13 protein-coding genes are annotated in these 20,529 nt (G+C 58.8%); 5 read left to right on the top strand and 8 right to left on the bottom strand.

What is annotated here, in order from left to right:
• Complete coding sequence (locus tag ACN0VH_RS16795) at positions 1–2,304, bottom strand: hybrid sensor histidine kinase/response regulator (protein WP_417701412.1); 2,304 nt, start codon at positions 2,302–2,304, stop codon at positions 1–3.
• Between the two features lie 18 nt (positions 2,305–2,322).
• Positions 2,323–3,174: a PhnD/SsuA/transferrin family substrate-binding protein gene (locus ACN0VH_RS16790; RefSeq protein WP_417701528.1), complete on the bottom strand. Its 852-nt coding sequence runs from the start codon at positions 3,172–3,174 to the stop codon at positions 2,323–2,325.
• 462 nt (positions 3,175–3,636) lie between these two features.
• On the opposite strand from ACN0VH_RS16790, the gene ACN0VH_RS16785 reads away from it, so the two are divergent.
• Both ACN0VH_RS16785 and ACN0VH_RS16780 read left to right on the top strand, forming a co-directional pair.
• Entirely contained in the window at positions 3,637–7,494 is a 3,858-nt protein-coding gene (locus ACN0VH_RS16785; RefSeq protein ID WP_417701526.1) for a PEP/pyruvate-binding domain-containing protein, read from the top strand.
• A 124-nt stretch (positions 7,495–7,618) separates the two neighbouring features.
• Entirely contained in the window at positions 7,619–8,545 is a 927-nt protein-coding gene (locus tag ACN0VH_RS16780) for a MurR/RpiR family transcriptional regulator (RefSeq protein WP_417701410.1), read from the top strand.
• On the opposite strand, the gene ACN0VH_RS16775 is transcribed toward ACN0VH_RS16780, so the two are convergent.
• The 4 genes from ACN0VH_RS16775 to ACN0VH_RS16760 form a co-directional block, all read right to left on the bottom strand.
• Positions 8,531–9,313, bottom strand: a complete 783-nt coding sequence (locus ACN0VH_RS16775; RefSeq protein ID WP_417701408.1) for a dimethylarginine dimethylaminohydrolase family protein — start codon at positions 9,311–9,313, stop codon at positions 8,531–8,533. The genes ACN0VH_RS16780 and ACN0VH_RS16775 overlap by 15 nt on opposite strands.
• 4 nt (positions 9,314–9,317) lie before the next feature.
• Positions 9,318–10,925, bottom strand: coding sequence for a 5-guanidino-2-oxopentanoate decarboxylase (locus ACN0VH_RS16770; RefSeq protein ID WP_417701406.1), 1,608 nt, complete (start codon positions 10,923–10,925; stop codon positions 9,318–9,320).
• On the bottom strand, positions 10,922–12,130 hold the full coding sequence (locus ACN0VH_RS16765; RefSeq protein ID WP_417701404.1) for a pyridoxal phosphate-dependent aminotransferase: 1,209 nt from the start codon (positions 12,128–12,130) through the stop codon (positions 10,922–10,924). Before ACN0VH_RS16765 ends, ACN0VH_RS16770 begins: the two co-directional genes overlap by 4 nt.
• A 232-nt stretch (positions 12,131–12,362) precedes the next feature.
• Positions 12,363–13,046, bottom strand: coding sequence for a DnaA N-terminal domain-containing protein (locus tag ACN0VH_RS16760; RefSeq protein ID WP_417701402.1), 684 nt, complete (start codon positions 13,044–13,046; stop codon positions 12,363–12,365).
• A 647-nt stretch (positions 13,047–13,693) separates the two neighbouring features.
• Between ACN0VH_RS16760 and ACN0VH_RS16755 the strand changes: the two genes are divergently transcribed.
• Positions 13,694–14,998 carry an AAA family ATPase gene (locus ACN0VH_RS16755; RefSeq protein ID WP_278923805.1) on the top strand — a complete coding sequence of 435 codons (1,305 nt, stop codon included), beginning with the start codon at positions 13,694–13,696 and terminating at the stop codon, positions 14,996–14,998.
• On the top strand, positions 14,995–16,140 hold the full coding sequence (locus ACN0VH_RS16750; protein WP_417701400.1) for a ParB/RepB/Spo0J family partition protein: 1,146 nt from the start codon (positions 14,995–14,997) through the stop codon (positions 16,138–16,140). Before ACN0VH_RS16755 ends, ACN0VH_RS16750 begins: the two co-directional genes overlap by 4 nt.
• Before the next feature lie 138 nt (positions 16,141–16,278).
• On the opposite strand, the gene ACN0VH_RS16745 is transcribed toward ACN0VH_RS16750, so the two are convergent.
• The gene (locus tag ACN0VH_RS16745) at positions 16,279–17,319 is read right to left on the bottom strand and encodes an OmpA family protein (RefSeq protein WP_417701398.1); all 1,041 of its coding nucleotides are present in this window, start codon (positions 17,317–17,319) and stop codon (positions 16,279–16,281) included.
• Between the two features lie 208 nt (positions 17,320–17,527).
• Between ACN0VH_RS16745 and ACN0VH_RS16740 the strand changes: the two genes are divergently transcribed.
• Complete coding sequence (locus ACN0VH_RS16740; protein WP_417701396.1) at positions 17,528–19,051, top strand: caspase family protein; 1,524 nt, start codon at positions 17,528–17,530, stop codon at positions 19,049–19,051.
• Between the two features lie 24 nt (positions 19,052–19,075).
• Here the strand turns inward: ACN0VH_RS16740 and ACN0VH_RS16735 are convergent, their stop codons facing one another.
• Positions 19,076–20,275, bottom strand: a complete 1,200-nt coding sequence (locus ACN0VH_RS16735) for a DUF4384 domain-containing protein (RefSeq protein ID WP_417701394.1) — start codon at positions 20,273–20,275, stop codon at positions 19,076–19,078.
• Between the last annotated feature and the right edge of the window lie 254 nt (positions 20,276–20,529).

Below are 20,529 nucleotides of genomic sequence, written 5' to 3'. Positions count from 1 at the left end.
CTAGCCCGCATCGGCACGCGAGATCTGCGCCGTGGGCGTGGCGACCCAATTGTTGATCGCCGCAAGCAGTGCCTTTTTGCGCAGGGGCTTGCTCAGGAAATCATCCATCCCGGCGGTCAGGCATTTTTCCCGGTGGGAGTCCAGCGCATTTGCCGTCAAGGCGATGATACGGCAAGGCCGGATCTGCTGCGCGACCTCCATCTCGCGGATCTTCATCGTCGCTTCGATGCCATCCATCACAGGCATCATCATATCCATCAACACGATGTCGGGGTGGTGCTCTTCATACAATGCAACGGATTCGACGCCATTCACAGCTAGGATGATATCAAAATCCGCCCCTTTAAGCATCTTGGTTACCACCAGGCGATTGGTCCGATTGTCTTCGGCCACCAGCACCTTGATGCGGCGCTGCGGGCCGGGCACGGCGAATTGTGGCGTGGCAGGTATCACCTGGGGCGCCTCTAAGTGGAGCACCCGGCGCAGCACCTGTTTCAGCTGTGCCACGCGCACCGGCTTCAGTACGAATTGACAGCTTTGCCCACCGTCACGCGCACTCTGTGCCACTGCTTGATCGATGGACAACAGCATGACAATTGGCACGTCCCGGTAATCGGCAATGGCGCGAATGCGCTGTACCAGCTTATGCCCTTCCTGCTCTGGCATCTGGTCATCCAGAATGATGAAATCCAATTGTTGCTGGGCAAGTTGCAGATCCGACAAGACCTCCAGTGCCTCTGGCGCAGTGTCAGCCACAAAAGCCTGACCGCCCCAGCTGCGCAGCCGTTCGGCCAGAGCCGTGCCACTGACGGCAAGCCCATCAACGACCATCCCGGTCATGCCATGTAAAGACAGAGACTTCTCGGCAGGTTCCGTGACACCATTGCCAAGGGGCAGCGACAGTTGCACCGTAAAGACGGAGCCAACACCAAGCTCGGACTGGACTGAAATCCGCCCGTGCATAAGCGCCAGCAAACGGGACGAGATAGCCAGCCCCAGTCCAGTGCCTTCAAAATTGCGCGTGGCACCGCCATCCACCTGTTCAAAGGCATTGAACACCGCATCAACCCGATCTTTGGGAATGCCAATTCCGGTATCCGTCACGGAAATGGACAATTCGCGTTCTCCTGGGCGGCCAAGTTTTGTTCCAGTCACATCAATATAGACATGGCCCGAAGTGGTGAATTTCACCGCATTGCCAATGACATTGGTCATCACTTGGCGCAGCCGCCCGACGTCACCTTCATAGAATTCCGGCAGATCGGGATCATAACGCAAAACAATTTCGACGCCATTGAGGTTGGCCTTGGGGGCCAACAGGGTGACGATATCTTCAACGCTCGTCAGCAGGTTAAAGGGGCGGCGCTCCAGCTCGATCTTGCCCGCCTCAATCTTGGAAAAGTTGAGAATATCATTGATGATAGTCAAAAGTGCCGAACCGGATTTTGCAATGGTGTCTGCGTAGACCAACTGATCATCATCAAGATCGGTTTCCAGCATCAATTCGGCCATGCCGATCACACCATTCATCGGTGTACGGATTTCATGGCTCATATTGGCAAGGAAATCAGATTTCGCCTGACTGGCAATCGCCGCCGTTTCACAGGCCTGTTCAAGCGCTATCTCGCGCTCGTCCCTTTCCGCAAAGGTATCTTCCAGCACCTCGACCGAATGATTGAGCGCCCAAAATTCCCGTGAAGCATACCAGGGCAGGACCTTGGCGGGTATATCGGCCTGGCGCAGTGTCCCGGAAATTGCGCCAGACATGCGCTGGTGAATGATCTTGAGCGGCTGCAACGCCAGCAGGGTCACCAAGAGCAAGACCAGCAGCGTCAGTACACCAATGGCCAGGATCGTCCATTTGATCGTATAGTGGACCTTCTGTTCGACCAGCGCCAAACCATCTTGCACCGACCACTGCACCATCATGGTGCCAAACTGAACGCCTTCCATCTCGACGGGTTGTTCATAGGTGACAAAACCCTCCTGCCCCCCCTGTTGATCGTGCCCGGCAGAGGCAATCAACCTGTCCGCACTGTTCAGGATCTGGATCGACAGGATACTCCGGGTGCGTGCCAAGGTCTCGTGCAATCCGGTCTCAAGGACCGGAATATCCTCAACAATGATGGATTCCAGCATCAGCCCGCTCAATAGAGAAACGGTCAGCCCCGCTTGCTTGAGCTGCTGTTCGCGCAGGCGCTCCCCCTCATATTGCCGCACCACGCTGCCGACCGCCAAGGCCACCAGAACAGCAGCCAAAGACAGCGAAAGGACAATTTGAAACAGGATGCCTGTGCGTTTCATCTCTTTCCGCTTCACGGTCTAAAATCGACGGCTTCGGTCGATGGCACTGCGGATCAAATCGTAATCCGCATCTTCGCCGACCAAGAAACCATTCTTGGAAATGCGTCGCACGATTTCTTCGTTCTGCGACGCGAACATAACATCACGCATGGCCTGCAATATCGAAGGGGCCAGATCTGCCGAGGCCAGCCAGGGTTTGGTGACATTGTCAAACGATGCCAGAACCCGGATTTCGACCCCATTGGCCACCAGGGTTTTGAAGGTACTTTCTTTCAGTGCCCCAGCGGAATATTTTCCCGCCCCCACTGCAACGCCAACCAGATCGTGTCGACCGAGATAGTCAAAATTTTTCAGATCAGCACTACTGATACCTGCCTCTAACAGTTCGGCCTGGGCCAGATAGCGGCCGATGGTCGACAGCTCATCCCCAAAGGCAAAGCTCTGACCTGAGAGATCTTCCAGCGAGCGTATCGGGCTGTCGCGATGAACAACGATCACCCCCTTGAACCGCTTTTGGCCCCCTTTCGATTCCATCGCCACAATTTGGATCAGCGGGTTTATCGACTTGGCAATGACATAGGACGCCGGACCAAAACGGGCAAAATCCACTTCGCCCGCGGTCAGTTGGCGAATACCCTCCTCATATTCTTTGGCTATTACCATCTTGATGGTAACGGTTTTGCCCAGGCGCTCTGTCAGGCGGTCCGCCAGAAACGACAAAAACGGATGATACTGGCGGACCGTTTCGGTGGGCTTGTCGGCAGCATAGGTTCCGAAGGTCAGAGTAATATCTTCACGCGCCATGGTCGGCGCAGCCGCCAGAGGGCCAGCAGCAAGCAAAAGCACAAGCGCCCAAACGCGCAGATGCATATCAAGACAGGCGCCCCACACGCGCAAGGTGATCGGACGTTTGAACTCGTCTGCGTGCCGCATCACCGATGCCTCCTGGCCAATTTCGCAATACCAGACCCCATTTGGTCACCCTGCACTCTACCCTGCGATGCAAACTGCAAGGTTAACATTTACGCCCTTGATATAGAAAATTGGAGAAAAAATCAGCCCCTGGACGACAAACAGGCAATACTGCACGATCTTAAGATAATTTTTACCAAACTGTTACAATTCTGAAGATTCTCTTAATAGGCGACAGGACTTGCAGTGAAACTCCCCAGCTATATCCCGACCTCATCGGCCAAACCCGGCTTATTTTTCGGGCTTGGCCTCTGTGCTGCCCTGGTCCTCCTCCCCTATGAAGTGCAGGCAATTCCCTCGCCAGAACTGGTGATTGGATCAGTTTCATCCCTGTCGCAGGTCTTTGCCGTTGCGCTCGCGATGATGTCCGGGCTTGGGGCTGTGGTTGCCACCAAGCTGGGTTTCAAAGCAAAAGGCAAAGGTCAGGCGGCCCGCTATCCGGTGCGGCTGATCCTGGCCTTGGTGGCGCTGGTGACCCTGTTTGGAGCCGCAAACTACTGGCAATATACTGCGCGGAAAAACGCCGATCTGGCGCGTTTGCAGGCCACCTTGGTACGCCCGGCGCAGTTTGACGGCACCAAAATCAAGGATGACACCCTTAAAGAGACCAGCTTTTCCAAGCAAACAGACAATCCGCTGGCCATCTCCACCCAAGAGGCCGCGGCGCTGCTGATGGCGGGCGACACTGTCTTTTTTGACATCCGCGAAAGCGGCGAGAACGCCATGGGGACCCTGCCCGGCGCCGCGCATATTCGCTTCCCGGATTTTCTCCAGTCGCGCCCGCTGCAGCCCGGACAAAAAGCGGTCGTCTTTTGCCACAATGGCAACCGCAGCTCTGAAACCTGCGCCCAATTAGCCAAGCTTGGCATCGATTGCAGTTTCATCGCCGGCGGCATCGAAAAATGGATCGTCGAGGGCCGCCCCTTCAGCGATGCCTCGGTTGAAACCCTGGCCGATCTGCGCGCCATTCCGGACTATCCAAACAAGGACACCCTGCTCAGCACTGCAGATTTCACCACACTGATAGAAACCGACGATCTGCAGATCGTCGACACCCGCTACCCCGGCGATTTCGCCAGCGGCCATCTGCCCGGTGCCATCAACATCCCAATCCGTGCCCTGCCCACGAATGAGCTGCGCCAAAAGATCGCGCAACTGCAAGACAAGCCAACCCTGGCTGCCTGCTATGATCGGCGCAGCTGTTTTATGGGGCAGGTACTTGGCCTCGAGCTGAGCCAGCAAGGAATAGATTATCGCGGGCGTTATACCCTGCCCTGGGAGTATTTCATCGCCCCCACCCCCAAGCCACATGTGCAGGCCTGGCTGGCCGATCAGCAATCGACCTATTGGCAAAAAACGATTTCACTGCTGGCGCAGGCCTTGATCTGGAGCCATAAACGCAGCCATTTGTTGGTGGGGCTGTTTGCCCTGTCATTGTTGACCCGCATCCTGATCCTGCCCGTTGCCCTGAAATCAGAACGTGACCAGATCACCACGCAGGACAGCGCCCAAGAGCTGGCACGCCTGAAGACTGACCTGGCCGATGATCCGGTGCGCCGGGCCCGGGCCATTCAGGCCTTTTATGCAACAAAGGGACTGACGCCGCTGCGCAATCTCAGCGCGCTTCTGTTCTTACCCGTGATGATGCTGGGGGTTTCGGCAGCCGGGAAGGCCAGCGGCCTCGTGCCGATCAGCCTGCTCTGGATCCCTGATCTGGGACAGCCGGATCCGCTGCTTCTGTTGCCGCTCATGTTTTGCGCTCTGGCCGCGATTTATCTGGTCTGGGCCGTTGCCAAGACCGCGCGTCAGATCAAGCTTTGGCTGCTGATCGGCGTGCCGGTACTCTTTGCCATGGTCTTTGGTCTCAGCGCTGCCGCCAATGCCTATCTGTGCTTCAGCCTCAGCCTGTTGTTGCTGCAACGCGCCTATGTGACCGGGCTGCACCAGCAGCTGCTTCATGGCATTGCACGCAAAGCGCATCAGGCGCGCCTTGCCAGGCTGCCTGCCGGGGTGGTCCCCTTAGGCTACAGCGAAGAGCTGGCCACCGCTGGCAACAAGGCACTGCGCCTGTCACTCTTGCAAAATGCCGGTTTGCCGGTGCCGGCGGGCGTTGTCCTGCGTCACGAGGCCATTGCCGCCTATCAGCGGATGAACCGCAGTCAGAAGGACGCATTTGTCGAAAAGATCTGGCATCTGGTGGGGGCAAAGCCCTGCGCCGTGCGCAGCAGCGCCAGCAACGAAGATGGCGCCGATCAGAGCTTTGCCGGTGTTTATGAATCCGAGCTGGATGTCACCGCCCAGACATTGCGCCGCGCACTAGACCGGGTGATTGTCAGCTTTTCCTCGGATCGTGCCGCCAGCTATGACCAGGCAGCAAACGGCGAGAATGCGGCCAATATTCTGGTTCAGCAGATGGTTCAGGCCGACTATGCCGGGGTGCTGTTCACCCAGGATCCGACCGCCCCTGGCATGACCATGGTGGAATGGGTACGCGGCTGCGGTGACGATCTGGTATCGGGCCGTGTAACGCCCGTCTCACTGCGCTTTGGCCGTTACACGGGTCTTGCGGCAGTTCCAGATCAAGACGACACGCTAGACATGGCACCACTGCTGGCGCTGGGGCAAGAAATCGAGCGTATATTTGGCTGCCCACAAGATGTGGAATGGGCCTATGTCGATGGGAAATTCCACATCGTACAAAGCCGCGATATCACCACTCTGGCGCTGGGGCCAAAGGCCGAACAGATCCGCCTGACCGAATGGCGCGCCCTGCTGGACCGCTTTGGCAGTGCCAACCCGGAGCAAGTGATCCTGGAACAGGACGAAATGTCCGAAGTCCTGCCGCGCCCGACGCCGCTGTCCTTTTCGCTGATGACCCGTCTCTGGGCCCCCGGTGGCAGCGTCGATCTGGCCTGCCGCGCCCTGGGCATACCCTATGGCCTGCCCGAAGGCGGCGATGGCCATCTGGTCAACCTCTTTGGCAAAACCTATGTCGATGCGACGCTGAAGCAGAAAATGACGCTCAGGCTCAGTGCCGGCAATGCAAAGCAGCTGCGGCGTCAGGCAGAACCGCAGATCGCCCACTTTCGCACAGAGGTGATGTCCGATCTTGCCGATAGGCTGCAGCTCTGGAAAGCGGTGGATTACAGCGCCCTGACACCGCAAAAACTGGTACAAAGCCTGCAGATTCTGCAGGATCTCTTTGTTGGTGAAGCCTATGTCGAGGCCGAGAAAATCAACATTCTGGCCGGCTTCACCATGGGCGAGGCCAGCACCGCCACAGCGGGTGATCCGGCGCTGCGCGCCCATCTGATGCAGGCAGACCTACCGCATGCACCCTCGGCCTTGCTGGCGTCTTGCACCGGGGCCGCAGCCCGGGATCAGGCCATGGCCCTGATGGGGCACCGCGCCATGTTCGACTATGAGCTGAGTTCGCCGCGCTATAGCGAGGCCCCTGCCCTGCTCTGGCCGCTGCTCGAAAACCAGCTGCCGTCCGGCCCCAGATCTGCCAACCTGCCCGCCGCGTTGCCCAGTCACCTCAAAGAGAGCATCTCGCTAGCCCTGCGCCTGCAGGATCTCAAGGAGCAGGCCAAGCACGAATCCCTACGCATTCTGGCAGAACTGCGCCGCGCGCTCCTGGCGCTGGGACAGATATCAGGGCTGGGCGATCTGATCTTCTACCTGACACTGGATGAAATCCAGCAGGGGAACTGGATCACACCAGAGGCCCTGCATCTGCAGGCACAGAACAGAAAGTTCCATGAAAATATGCGCAAACCCGCAGCACCGACACAGATTCAGCTGACCCTGCGGGCGTGTGAGCTGCTGTCGCTCGGCGCGCAGCTCGAGCAGGAGATCGGCACCCTGGGTGGCACCTGCGTTGCCGGCAACGGCCACGTGACGGGGCGCGCCTTTTGGCTGGCGGATGAATCCAGCACCGACCCCGCCAGTTTTGACGGGTTTCAGGACGGCGATATTCTCGTCTGTCGCATGATCAACCCAGCCTGGCTGCCCTATGTGCAACGCTCTGGCGCGGTGCTGAGCGAGGTTGGCGGCTGGCTGAGCCACATGGCCATTGTCGCCCGCGAAAAACACATCCTGATGCTGGTCGCCTGCAAGGGGCTGGGCCAGATTGAAACCGGGGCCCGCATCACTGTGGATGAGGACGGCAGCATCACGCAGCATGACGATCAAAGCCGACAAGCCGCTAACGGCTAAAGGCAAGTACCCGCAGTTGCGACACCTCACTGGGTCGCAACTGCGGACAGTCAAGAGTGCACCCCGTCTTTCAGAATGAATGTTTTTAATTCTACTCAGGTGAAACACATGATATTATTTGGGCATGGATCCACATCTTGACCCCAAACAAACTGCCCGGTTGATCGCAACGCTGAAAGCGCAGATCGCCGACATGCCCGCCAAGCTATCGCAGGCGGCAAAATACATCATCGACAACCCTGGTCCCTTTGCGCTGGATCCGGTCCGCGACACCGCCCGCAAGGCGCAGGTCAGCGCCAATAGCTTTGTGCGCCTCGCAGAGCGCCTGGACTATGACAGTTTCGAGGCCCTGCGCCGTCCCTTTCGCGACGCTCTGATCACCACCGGCGAAACCACGCTTGGTACTGAATGGCTGACCCGCATGGCCAAAGGCGGTCCAACCGCAGCCCTGCAGGCCCGCGCGGCGCAGAGTGAACTAAATGTGGTCAGCCGCTCGCTGCGACAGATGACGCCAGAACGCTGCGAGGCCATTGTTGCCACCCTGCTGGGGGCCAAGCGCTGCCACGTCACGGCCAGCCGCGCCAGCTATGCCCTGGCCTATTATTTCCACTATATCGCGCGGATGGCGATGCCTTCGATTGATCTGGTCCCCCGCCATGTCGGCACCACGCTGGATGATCTGATGGGGCTGGGACCCGAGGATTGCCTTATTGCACTGACCTTTGCGCCCTATTCGGCCAGCACCATTCAAGCCCTGCGTCTGGCGCAGAAACAGGGGGCGCACATTCTTTTGATTTCTGACAGCGAGGTCATCGCGCCGGGTATCGCGCCTGATCACGTGCTCAGCGTTGCGGCAAATTCACTGCACCCCTTTGGCGCCTATGCGGGTGCCATGGCGGTGCTGGATTGTCTACTGACCCACCTGATCGAAGCCGGCGGCGCCGAGGCGCGCCACCGGATAGAGGCCTATGAAGCACTCAGGCAGGACAGCGGCGCCTATTGGAGCGCGCCGAAACTGCCACAAATCCGCAGCAAATCAGAACCGCAATGACAGGCAGGACATGCCGCCATCCAGCTTAGCGCAGTCTGTGTTGTCAATCTCGACCACCTCAAACCCGGCCTTGTCCAGCATTTCCGCCGTGCGGGGGAAACCAGCCGGGCAGAGCACCAGATTGTTGAAGCGGATAGCATTGGCCGCTGCTTCTTCGCCTTCAGCCACATCCAGGATGCGATAGCCCTCAAAGCAGCCAGAAGCCGACAGCCGTTTGGTGGACAGAATGGTCTCTCCGTCCATCAAGGAACAATCGGTCTTGAAATGCAGCACACCGGGCGGGGTAAAGACCTCGCGCAGGCTGTGCCCCCATTCGCCAACGATTTCGGCCAGTTCGGCAACGCCAGCAGCATCAGTGCGATCCGACCGCCCCACCAGAACTTCACGCCCGGTCACCAGAATATCACCGCCTTCGATATGGCCCGGCCCCTTGATTTCACGGACATCCGCGTAGCAGTCACGCAAAGTTGGTGCCATTTCAGCCACTTCGCCCATGCGGGACGGCGCGCCCGGACGCATCAGGACCGCCCCCTGCGGCAGGCACAGGGCTGTGTCTTCAACAAAGACCGCGTCAGGAAAGGCCTCTAGCGGGCCCAGCTCAATCACCTCAGCACCTGTGCTTTTCAGTGCTGCAACATAGGTTTTATGGGCGGCCAACATGCCCTCTAGGCTGGGGGTGCCGATATCAGCCGCGCGCAGACCTTCGGTGATACTGGCAGCAGGACGGCGGGTAATCGCACGGGAAAATTCAAAACTTGGGTTGGTCAAAGACTTAATCCTCAGCTGGCGCAAAGACAGGCGCAGTAATTTCGACAAAGCTGGGCCCCTGGCCCAACGAGTTGGCAACCGCCGCGGCAATCGCGGCCGGGTCGGTGCCGACAGCAACATGCCCAATCCCAAAGGACTGGGCCGTGGCGGCAAAATCGGGCGGGGTTGGGTCGCAGCCCAAGACCTCAACACCCACCGCCTCCATCGAGGTGGCGATTTCGCGGTAGCCTTGGTTGTTCCAGATCACAAAGATGATGGGCAATTTTTCATCCACCGCCGTCATCACCTCGGGCAAGGAGAACTGTGCGCCGCCATCGCCCAGAATGCAGATTACAGGGGTGTCCGGTGCCGCAATCGCGGCGCCAATCGCTGCCGGAATCCCATAGCCAAGCGCACCGTAGCCGGTGGCCGCATTGAACCAGCCACCTGCGCGGTCGTGATCGTAGTAGAGATTGCCCGCATAGATCGGCTGGGTGGAATCTCCCACCATCAAACTGCCTGGGACCGCATCCCGCATTGCCGAAAGAACGTCAACCTGGGCAAGATATTCGCTACCGATTTCCTGTTCTGCGGCGCTGCGTGTTGCCGCCGCCCGCGCTGCCCCATCGCGGCCTGAACAGGCCTGGGGCAGGCTCTGCAATAGGGCAGCGGCAAAGGCCCCCGCCTCGGCCTCGATCGCCAGCGCGCTGGCATGGCGCTTCAGTTGCTCGGCGCAGCGATCCACCCGGATCAGCTGCCGCATCTCGGGCCAGGTGCCGGTGGCGTACATATCATAGTCTGTGGGGCCAAATTCGGTTCCCAGGGCCAAGACCACATCGGCACTTTCGAGTAACGCGCGCACGGATTGCAGGCTGGGGCTGGCTGGAACACCAAGGGGATGCGCAAACATCAACCCCCGCCCATTTGCGGTTTGTACCACGGGCGCATCCAGGCGCTCGGCCAGGGCAGCCAGTGGCGTGCCAGCGCGTTTGGCCCCGCCCCCTACCAGAATAACCGGCTGCTTAGCCGCCTGTAGCAGGTGCACCGCCTCTTGCAGCTGATCCGGTTCGATATTCTGGGGCGGCACCACCGCGGGCGGCAGCAGAGCATCCGCCGCAACACCCGCCACATCCAGCGGGATTTGCACATGGGTGGGACCAGGGCGACCCTTTGAAAACGGCGCAAAGGCCGCGTCCAATGCCGGAGACAGCTCTGCTGCGGTGGCGACATGCTGCGAGGTCAGAGCCACCGTCTGCGCCAGAGCCTGCTGATCTGGCAGTTCATGGAGATGACCCATTCCTTTGCCAAGGCTCGACTGGGCGTTGACGCCAGAAACCACCAGCATCGGCACCGAATCCGCCCGCGCCTGTGCCATCGGTGTCAAGGTATTGGTCAGCCCCGGCCCGGTGATCACAAAGGCCACCCCAGGTTTGCCACTTACCCGCGCATAGCCATCCGCCATAAAGCCCGCGCCCTGTTCGTGGCGGGGTGTCACATGGCGCAGCCCCGAAGCGGCCAAGCCGCGATAGAGTTCGACCGTATGCACGCCGGGGATGCCAAAGACGCAAGAGACCTCGCGCGCTTTCAAACCATCTACCAGCGCTTCACCAATGGTTTTTGCGGCGTCAGTCATGCGACCCCCTGTGTTGCTGATGCTGCCTGGTCCTGTGTCTTGGCCTGCGCATGAGAAATGATCCGGTTCAGGGCCAGATCAAATTTCGTATCATCAATGGTCAGCGCCACCCGTACCCAAGAGGTCAGGCTGTCGCTAAAGGCAGAGCCGGGCATGACCGCGACCCCCTGATCCAGCAAATCCCAAGCATAGGCATCACCACTCAACCCGGTGGCCGCGACATTGATCATGGCGAACATGCCCGCCTCGGGGCGGTGCACCTGCAACGCGGTTTCCGCCTGCACCCTGTCAGCCAGGATCTGGGCGCGGCGATTGAACCGTGTCCGCATTCCCTCTGCCACAGCGGAGTCCCTTTGCAGGGCCAACTCTGTCATGTCAGCGATAAAGGGCTGATTGCCAAAGAGCATGGTCTCGGAATAGGGCAGCAACGCATCGCAAAAGGCTTTGGCCCCCACGCACCACCCACTGCGGAAGCCGGGTGCGGCGTGGGATTTGGAAATCGACGAGACCGCGATCACCCGGTCGGCATAGTCCGGCAGCGACAGCGGTGAGGTGAACTCTGCCCCGTCAAACACCAGCTGTTCATAGACCTCATCGGAAATGATCCAGAAATCATGCTCTTTTGCCAGTTCACACAGGGCGATCAGCTCTGCCCGGTCCAGAATGGCACCGGTAGGGTTGTGCGGGCTGGTCAGCAACAGCGCCCGAGTACGCGCGGTAATGCGCGCCGCCACATCGGCGGCCTGCATACGAAACCCGTGTTCCGGCGTCAGCGGTACCGGCACCAGCGCGGCACCGCTGGCGGCCACGACACCTTCATAAGTGGCATACATAGGGTCGCCGACCAGAACCTCATCGCCCTGCTGGGCAACCCCGATCATGGCCGCAAAAAGGGCTGTCTGGGTGCCGGGGAAGCACAGAAAGTTGTCTGGCTCAAATTGCCGCCCGCGGGTGGAAGTGTAGCGGGCAGCCAGAGCCCGCCGCAGGTTGATTTCGCCACGTCCGTCCGAATACCCGGTACGCCCTGCCTGCATAGAGGCAATCGCCTGCTGCATCAGCTCCTCGGGGACCGGCACGTCGGGTTCGCCAATGGTCATCTCGACAATATCGGCCCCCGCCGCAACGCGGTCGCGCGCGGCAAGATGAAGATCCCATTTTGCGCCGCCCAAAGAGGCAAGGCGCGCGGTTACATCCGTGGTTTTCATGGCTTTTCCACCTATTTCGACACAAGGCTCTGAAAAGGAATGAGGCCGTCACCTGCAGGGTGGCTGCCTCAATGTCCGAAGAATCTCGTGAAACACAGTAATTATACAATTGCATAATTACTGGTTCGATCGATACAGGCAAGTGCAAAACTGCACCGGCTCACCGATGCCAGTCAAAGACCTGCCCGCCTAGTGACCAGGTTCCCCTACCAAACGACCGTCGTGCAGCAGGCTAGCTAAGGATAACAATGTCGGAAATTTGTTCGTCCACATCCCGGCAGGCTGCCAGCAGCCGGGGTTTCAGATGCGACAGAACATAGGTGGCATGAAACCGGCTGGGTGCGGCAAGTGTCAACCGCCCCCCTGCCCGATCGCTGCGCGTCAGGGCATCAATCCAGGCTGTATAGATGGCAGGATCTTCCTGATGCAAAACCGCCTTTACCAAGCTCCACTCATCGCCCTTGCTCAGATCCGGTGCGGGGGCAATTTCGCTAGTGCGCAATGGCACGACATTTGACGGTGGCGCATCTGTGCCACGCATGCGGTGTTCAAAATCGGGACCAACGCTGGCCCAGCTGTCACGGGTGTCTTCATAGATACGATCCAGATCCAAGCCATATTCACTGACCCGCCCGCGCACGCCCTGCTTTTTGACAACCAGCCAGCCCATCGCCCGCAGCTTTGCCATCTCGCGTTTGACTGTCCGTTCATCGACGCTCCAGAGGCGGGCGATTTCGCGTTGCCCGACAGCAAGTTCATTCCTGGTCCAATTGTAGCGCGCGGTGACCAGGGTCATGATACGCAACACCAGACGCTGCAGCGCTTTGGGTTGCGCCAAGGCAAAGGCACCCAGTGCAGTGAGTATGTCATACTTCAGAGCCGAAGCATTTCGCCCGGCGGGTTTTTGAGCCTGCATTGCGGCACCCGTCTTTCTAACCACTCCTGGCAGGGATTATCCCTTGCCGATCAAGTTTGACCAAACCCTGTAGACAAGAGCTTCGCCAGCCTGTCGGGTTTAGGATATATCTGCCTCACATCGCGGGTTGTTCCCGGATTACGTTGGGTCCTGACCTAAGTAACTCAACGCTATTTGTTCAATATACACGATTTGCGTCCTTAGCCACGATTCTGTCAAGGCCCCTGTCGATTTCCATTCGGACCCAATCCCTTTTTTGATAAAAAAATTGGTATCAATGGTATTGGGGGACGTTCAGGCTGTCCCCTATTCGGGTTAAAATGTCCCCCAATAGGTCGTGGTGCCTTTTGTTGTGTCCCCCAATATCTCCCCCGCCTTCCGAGACAGAGACCAGATAAAGACAGACCGATTCGCAAGAGACCGGCGAATCAATGGCGGCCTAGGTTTTGCCCGTGACGCCCTGTTTTCATGGGGTTTCAGCGCTTGGCCTTGGCGCTGAAAATTCCCTGTGTCCCTGCGGGGACAGGACGCTTATCAATAGAATAATAGGTTTTGCGTTTTTTACAAATCCGGCGTAAATGAGAGTTGATGAAAAATTAGCGTCCCGCTGAAAAGGACGCATGGCAGAGTACGAGCAAGGAGCCGTCATGTTAACCCACGAAGACCTGGCCCGATTGCAGGCGCAATCCCTAAAGATGCAGAGCTGGATCCGACAGCAGACCTTTTCACCCGAGATGGAAAAGACTCTGCGGCGGTTTTCCAGTTGGGAGGTGGCCGAGCTGATCTTCAAGGTCAATCAATCCACCCTGCGTGGCAGGCTGGCGGCGGACCCTTCCCTGCCCCAGGGCCATGTAGAAGCAGACGGCCGCCAGCGCTGGTATTCGTTGGAAGAGATCAACGAGCTGCGCCGCCGGATCAAGATCAACCGCAAATCCTTGATGCCGCCACGCCCCGAAGGCAAGCGTGCGCTCAGGGTGGCGATTTCCAACTTCAAGGGGGGCGCAGGCAAATCCACGGTTGCGCTGCATTTTGCCCATGCGGCGGCGTTGGATGGGTATCGGGTGCTATGTGTTGATTTTGACCCGCAGGCGACGCTGTCGCATTCCATGGGGCTGAGCGATGTGACCGAAGACTATACGGTCTGGGGGATCATGGCGCGCGACCTGGTGCGCGAGACCGAGAGAATGAATGCCTCTGCCCGTGGGGCCGAGACAGGCGCGGCCTTGCCAGAACGGCATCTTCCCGATGCGATTACTGGCATGGGGCTGCAGGATCTGCGGATCAATGATTTCATCAAGCCGACCAGCTGGCCCACCATTGATCTGGTGCCCAGCTGCGCCAATGCTGCTTTTGTGGAATTCGCCAGCGCCCAGTATCGTCATCTCAATCCCGAGTGGTCCTTTTTCGCCGCTGTCTCTCGCTATTTGGATCAGGTCTCTTCGGATGATTACGACATGATCATTTTTGATTGCCCGCCTGCGATTGGCTATCAGTCGATGAATGCGGTCTTTGCTGCCGACATGCTCTATATCCCCTCTGGTCCCGGTTATTGGGAATACGACTCGACCACCTCCTTTATCGGTCAGCTGTCCGAGGCGCTGGAGGATCTGTCGGCCTTTAACGGGGTTGTCCCCGCGGGGACATTCACCCTGCCAAAGGCCTTTCTGGATGTACGCTTCTTGCTGACCCGATATGAAAGCGGCAATGATCTACACCGCGCCATGCGAGATGCCTTCATGAAGGTTTTTGAGGGGCGCATGGCGGATCACCCGATTGAGATGACCCGCGCTGTCGAACAATCAGGGCGGTTCCTCAGTTCGATCTATGAAATTGACTATCGCGATATGACCCGTGAAACATGGCGCCGGGCGCGGGCATCCTTTGATCAGGCCTACGAAGAATTCAAAGGCTACGCCGCAGAAGCCTGGGACCAGATGGAGGATAAAACATGAGCAAGCGTCGCGTATTTGACATCAATTTCCCGTCTGAACCCACCAGTGATCCCACGCCGGCCCCCTCCCCTACCCCATCGGGGAAGGACGATGGAGCAGGCCTTGCAGAGGCCCGTCGTGGCCCTATGGCAATGGCGATCTCCGAAAATGCCGAGGCGCTGAAGGCCCGCGCTGTCGCCGAACAGAATATCCGCGCCGAAAATGACCGGTTGGCGCATGAATTTGTCCGCCTTAAAAAGCTGGGCCTGGTGGTGGACCGGATCCCGCTGGATCAGATTGCGACCAGCAAACTGGTGCGTGACCGGGCTGTGTCGCGCGACCCGGAATTGGAAGAGCTGAAAGCCTCTATTCGCAGCATTGGTCTGTCCAACCCGATCCGGGTGGAAGAGGTCGGCGATGGCAGCTACCAGCTGATCCAGGGGTTCCGGCGGCTGTCGGCCTATCGCGCGCTGCTAGAGGAAACCGGCGCCGCAGAATACGCCAGCATCCCGGCAGGTTTGATTGCCAAGGGAGAAGATTTGCAGGGGCTCTATCGCCGCATGGTGGATGAAAACCTGGTGCGCCGCGATATCTCTTTTGCGGAAATGGCTCAGCTTGCGCTGTCTTATGCGCAGGATCCGGAAACAGACTGCGATGGGGTCGAGGGTGCGGTGACGCATCTCTATGGATCGGCGGGTCGGCAAAAGCGGAGTTACATTCGCCACTTCGCCGATCTGCTTGAAATGATCGGTGCGCATCTGCGTTTTGCCGAGGCAATTCCGCGTGCGCTGGGGTTGGATCTAAAAAAGAAACTGGCGGAAAACGATGATTTGGCGGCCGATTTAATCCAGCAGTTGCAGGCTGGCGGAGTCCGATCTGAAGAAGCCGAACTGGCGATGTTGCGCACTTTCTTGTCATCAAGTCCCGGTTCTGGTCCTGTGGCCAAGCAGGGCGGCGCGTCGGGGCGCACGTCAGAAACCGGCGTCGCCAAGACCACGCTGCGCTGCAGTGTCCCTGCGGGGACAGTGCGCTGTCAGGCCCGCGACGGGCGGATTGAATTGGCGATGGAGCGCGACTTTTCGGTGATTGATCGCTATCGGCTGGAAGGCGCAATTGCCGCATTTTTTGCCGCGCTAGAGGACGGGGAGCCCTCGCAAGAATAGCCTTGCCAGATCTTCCCGATGTGAGATGACGGCGGCAGATGGTATGCTGGGATCAGTAATGCGATACTAAAAAAGGGCTGTCCCCACAGGGACAGCCCTTTTGCATTGTCATTCATACCGGGTTAGCCGGGGGTGGGATCAGTTCAAAACCTTGAACGCGATGCGCCGATTTTTTGCCCGGTTCTGTGCGTTGGAGTTGGCAACCAGCGGGCTTGCTTCGCCATAACCCACGGGCTTCAGCCGTTCGGTTGCAATACCCTTGGCCGCCAAATAACTGACAACCGAGGCCGCGCGCCGCTGGCTCAGCCTTTTGTTGGCGGCTTCGCTGCCCTTGTCGTCAGTATGGCCACCGACCTCGATCACCATATCAGGGCAGCGGCTTACGATATCAAACAGGCTGTCAAGAAACTGGGTCGAGCGCTGATCCAGCCGCGAGGTGCCGGGGGCAAAGTTGACACTTCGGCTGCGTGACAGGATGTCAAAACGCCCGATGCAGGCCTCGCGGCTGAAATCGCCGGTCGTTTCCAGCGCGGCGGTGGCACCACTGGCAGCGGCAGTTGGCAGCACTTGAGTGCCTGCAGCGCTGCGATCGAACGTAAGGTTCAGATTGACAATTCCCAGCGGCGTAATGGTCACATTTGCGGCTTCTTGCAGTTTTTCACGCCCTTCCATCAGATTGAAATCCGCCAGTTGCAGGATGACGGGATTCAGGGTGGAAATATTGACCCGGTCATTATCCAGCAGGGTGACTGCAACTTTGGCAGCCAGATCCATTTCAACTCCATGCAGGGACAGGGTGACCGGTACCTCGATCACCTTGCGGCGTCGCTGGGGCAGGTCCATCAGCTGGGTCGGATCCAACACCGCTGTCACCTTTGCCTCGGGATGAGTGAAAGTTTCAAAGAACAAAAACCGCATTCGCACATTGCGCAGATCAATCTTGGTATCAACTGAATCCAGCGCCACAACCAGCTGCGCAATACCGCCTTCGGTAATCTGGCCGCTGATGGAGGCAAATTGGCTGGTCTCTGCGATCGTGTCTTTCTTGACGGATAAAAAGGTAATGGCAGAGGCCTCAGGGTCAAGTTGCCAGCCGTGTTCAAACGGATCCAGCGCCAGCGCAGGCTGTGCGGCCAAGAACAAAAGGGCGAGAAGGGGGCGAAGAATTAAGCGTACCATGATAAAACTCATACAAGACTAAAGGGGGCAGGGCTGACGATTGGGGTGGCAAAGACGCACGCGCGGCGCAAATCGCGGTTCCACAGCGCGCTACCTCTTTGATTAACGGCGATAGTGACGCATAATGCAAGGATTGCGGTAATTCGGCGCGGAAAAACCTCGCCAATGTGTAATGTCCCCGCGGGGACGGGTTCGGAGTATTGGTGCAGTGAATTTCTTGTGGTCGCAGGGCCTGTTTAAACACCTGTTTTCCCTTTTTGCGGTTTTTGCTTTTTCCGCTGGCGTGACCTGGGCGCAAGAGACCGAAAGGGAGCCGCGGCTGGCGCTGGTGGTTGGAAATGCCTTGTATGGGCAGGTTGCGCCGCTGGATAATCCGGTGAATGATGCTAACCTGATTGCCAATACATTGAAAGATCTAGGTTTTACGGTGACGCTGGCAACCGACCTACGCCAAGTGGAGATGAAGCGGGCTATTGCCCAGTTCGGTCGTGATCTACGCGCCGCCGGCAGCGAGGCAACGGGGCTGTTTTACTATGCCGGTCACGGGGTGCAGAGCTTTGGCAACAATTATTTATTGCCAGTGGATGTGGCATTGGCGGATGCTGCTGATCTGGATTTGATGGCGGTCGAGGCCCAGTCAGTGCTGCGGCAGATGGGCTCTGCGCGCAATCGCACCAATTTGGTGATCCTGGATGCCTGCCGCAACAATCCCTTTGAAAATGTGGCCGATCTTGATGAAAGCGGGCTGGCGGAAATGAAGGCCCCAACCGGGACATTTCTGGCCTATGCCACTGCGCCTGGCAGTGTGGCGCTGGATGGGCAGCGCGGCAATAGCCCTTTTACCCAGGCTTTGGCACATGAAATTGTTGTTCCAGGCCAACCGGTTGAGCAGGCTTTCAAGGCGGTGCGCCGTACAGTGTTAGCACATAGCGGGGGCCAGCAAACGCCTTGGGATACCTCTTCGCTGGTCAGTGACTTCGTCTTTGTCGATTCTCCGGCTGCCCCGGTGCTTAGCCCGGCTGAAACAGAGGAATTGCAGCTTTGGCAGTCGGTGCGCGCGACGCGAGATCCGGTGCAGTTGATGCTGTTTTTGCGGGGCTACCCCGAGGGGGCTTTTACAAACGAGGCCCGCGCCTTGCTCAGCGCGGTGATGGAAGAAGAGCTGGGCGGCGGATCATCCGCGCCTGTGCCGCCATCTGTGGAACCCGACACAGGCGAAACCGCTATGTTTACCGCTGCACAGCAAGATGGCTCTGTCACCGGGTATGAGGCCTATTTGCAAAGCTATCCTGATGGTACCTATGCGGAAATCGCCCGCACTGAAATCGCTGCTCTCCAGGCCGGGCAGGCGCAGGACCCTGCCGGTGCAGAGCCGTCAGAAGAGGTGACAGCTGAAGTTGCTGAAACACCCGAGAGCACGCCGAAGCAAGCCGAAGCCGGGCCGGTGACATTCGTCAGCCCGCTGGTTTCGGATCTGGCGCAGATCAGTGGCCTCAGTCTGGCAGAGATCGTTGAGCAATCGCCAATGTTCCCCCCGATTGAGGGGCTGCCGGAAAGCTATTGGAAAACAGAGACCTGCAGCTCTTGCCATGAATGGACGCGCGACCGCCTTTGCACCCAGGCAAATACCTATCTGAGCCTCAATATGCAGCGATCCTTGAACAAGCAGCATCCCTTTGGCGGGGTGATGAAGCGCAGCCTGAAGTCCTGGGCGGCGGGGGGCTGCCAATAGGGGGCGTGGGCTGAACGCGGCGCTTTAGCGCGGGGTGGTTTCAATCAGGAAATAGACCCATTCCCCTTTGAAATCAATGGTTTGATTGCGTACCTCGGCAATTCTTTCGCGTAGGAAATCCAGATAGGGCGCGGCAGGTTCGTTTATGGGGCGTGGGGTTTGATATAGCGGTGCAGAGGCTGCAAAGGCGACGGCGATTTCCTGCCCGTAGGGGGGGGCAATTGTGATTTGCAGGCCTGGCTCTTCCGGGGTTCTCGCCCCCACCCGCTGGGCGCTTTTTGCCGGTGCAAGCTGCAGCGGGGCTGCGCCGTTGGGGCTGAGGTGGATTACATTGCCCGCGGCATCAAAATAGTCCACGTAGATATAGGCTGGGTAATCCGGTGCTGTCAGTTCAAAGAACAACTGTTCGCCGCCTGAATAGGACAACACCCGTGCCTGTGAATCTGTTCCCAGCAGCAATGGGTTGGTAATCTGGTCGGTGCTTTGCGGCAGGCCAACAGTGGAAATACCGCTGAGCGCGCCACATTGCGGGCGCGGCAGCAATCGCATGTTGTCCTTGAGCGCGATATCACGCCCCATCTGCGCCTGTAGCGCGGCAAGAACCGGTGCACGCAGGCCGGCTTCGGGCAGGTGACCGCGCAGCTCCAGGGTTGCGGTTTCGGGGTCAAAAGCAACCTGCAAACGGGCGCAGGGCACCGCGCTAAGCAGGGCTTCCAGGCCATCGCGTAGATTCGCGGATTGTGCCGCAAGATCCCCCGGTCTGGTGAAGCTATGAAAGGCGGCCAGAGAAACAGGATCGACCACGCCCATATCCTGCCCCTGAAAGGCCAGCGCAGCGGTGACCTGGGTGGCCTGTGGTGTGCTTTGCGTGAGCGCGAGCGCGGCTGGCGTGGCCTCGGGCAGGGGCTGTGCCGCCTGAGTGGGCGGCGTGACCGGGGCAGGGGGGCTATTGGCCTGTGTCGACGGAAGGGCAGCCGCGACGCTGGCAAGGTTGGTTCTGCGCGCAGGTTCCGCGCTGGCGACCTGGGCGGCGAGGGTATTTGGGCGCAGCTGAGCGATGGCGGCTGGCTGGGCCTGTGCTGGTTGTGGGCGGGCTTTTTGCGCGGGCAGCGGTTTGGCAGTGCTTGGGCGGCTTGGCGGCAGATCTGCGACCAGTGTTGTCGCCTGTGTTGCGGCTGAAATGGGCGCCTGTTGTTTTGTGCGGGTTGCCGTATTGGTCGGCATCGCCCTTGTCTGGGGTAAGGCCCCGGCGCTAAGGTTGTCGCCTGTGGTGGCCAATTGTTTACCGAGGTCTGCAGCGGGGGCGCGTGGTTGTGCCTGGCTCCGCGTGATCTGTTGAGAGGCAAGCGTGAGGGCGCTTTCGGGGCCGGGTTTCTGCGGCACAGGCACCGGATTGAGAAACGGTAAAAGAACTGCAAAAACAGCAAGGTGAGCAATAACTGACGTCCCGAACGCCAGCGTCCATATGCCAATCCTTG

The organism is Pseudophaeobacter sp., assembly GCF_048267565.1.
Taxonomy (GTDB): domain Bacteria; phylum Pseudomonadota; class Alphaproteobacteria; order Rhodobacterales; family Rhodobacteraceae; genus Pseudophaeobacter; species Pseudophaeobacter profundi.
Note: the sequence above shows the minus strand (reverse complement) of the source record. Positions and strands in the feature narration are given on the sequence as shown.

Bases quoted from the DNA above. Each gene is read 5' to 3' on its own strand.
- ACN0VH_RS16735 (WP_417701394.1), bottom strand. From the start codon at position 20,275: ATGCCGACCAATACGGCAACCCGCACAAAACAACAGGCGCCCATTTCA.
- ACN0VH_RS16745 (WP_417701398.1), bottom strand. From the start codon at position 17,319: ATGGTACGCTTAATTCTTCGCCCCCTTCTCGCCCTTTTGTTCTTGGCC.
- ACN0VH_RS16750 (WP_417701400.1), top strand. From the start codon at position 14,995: ATGAGCAAGCGTCGCGTATTTGACATCAATTTCCCGTCTGAACCCACC.
- ACN0VH_RS16760 (WP_417701402.1), bottom strand. From the start codon at position 13,046: ATGCAGGCTCAAAAACCCGCCGGGCGAAATGCTTCGGCTCTGAAGTAT.
- ACN0VH_RS16780 (WP_417701410.1), top strand. From the start codon at position 7,619: ATGGATCCACATCTTGACCCCAAACAAACTGCCCGGTTGATCGCAACG.
- ACN0VH_RS16795 (WP_417701412.1), bottom strand. From the start codon at position 2,304: ATGAAACGCACAGGCATCCTGTTTCAAATTGTCCTTTCGCTGTCTTTG.
- ACN0VH_RS16755 (WP_278923805.1), top strand. From the start codon at position 13,694: ATGTTAACCCACGAAGACCTGGCCCGATTGCAGGCGCAATCCCTAAAG.
- ACN0VH_RS16790 (WP_417701528.1), bottom strand. From the start codon at position 3,174: ATGCATCTGCGCGTTTGGGCGCTTGTGCTTTTGCTTGCTGCTGGCCCT.
- ACN0VH_RS16770 (WP_417701406.1), bottom strand. From the start codon at position 10,925: ATGACTGACGCCGCAAAAACCATTGGTGAAGCGCTGGTAGATGGTTTG.
- ACN0VH_RS16785 (WP_417701526.1), top strand. From the start codon at position 3,637: ATGATGTCCGGGCTTGGGGCTGTGGTTGCCACCAAGCTGGGTTTCAAA.
- ACN0VH_RS16765 (WP_417701404.1), bottom strand. From the start codon at position 12,130: ATGAAAACCACGGATGTAACCGCGCGCCTTGCCTCTTTGGGCGGCGCA.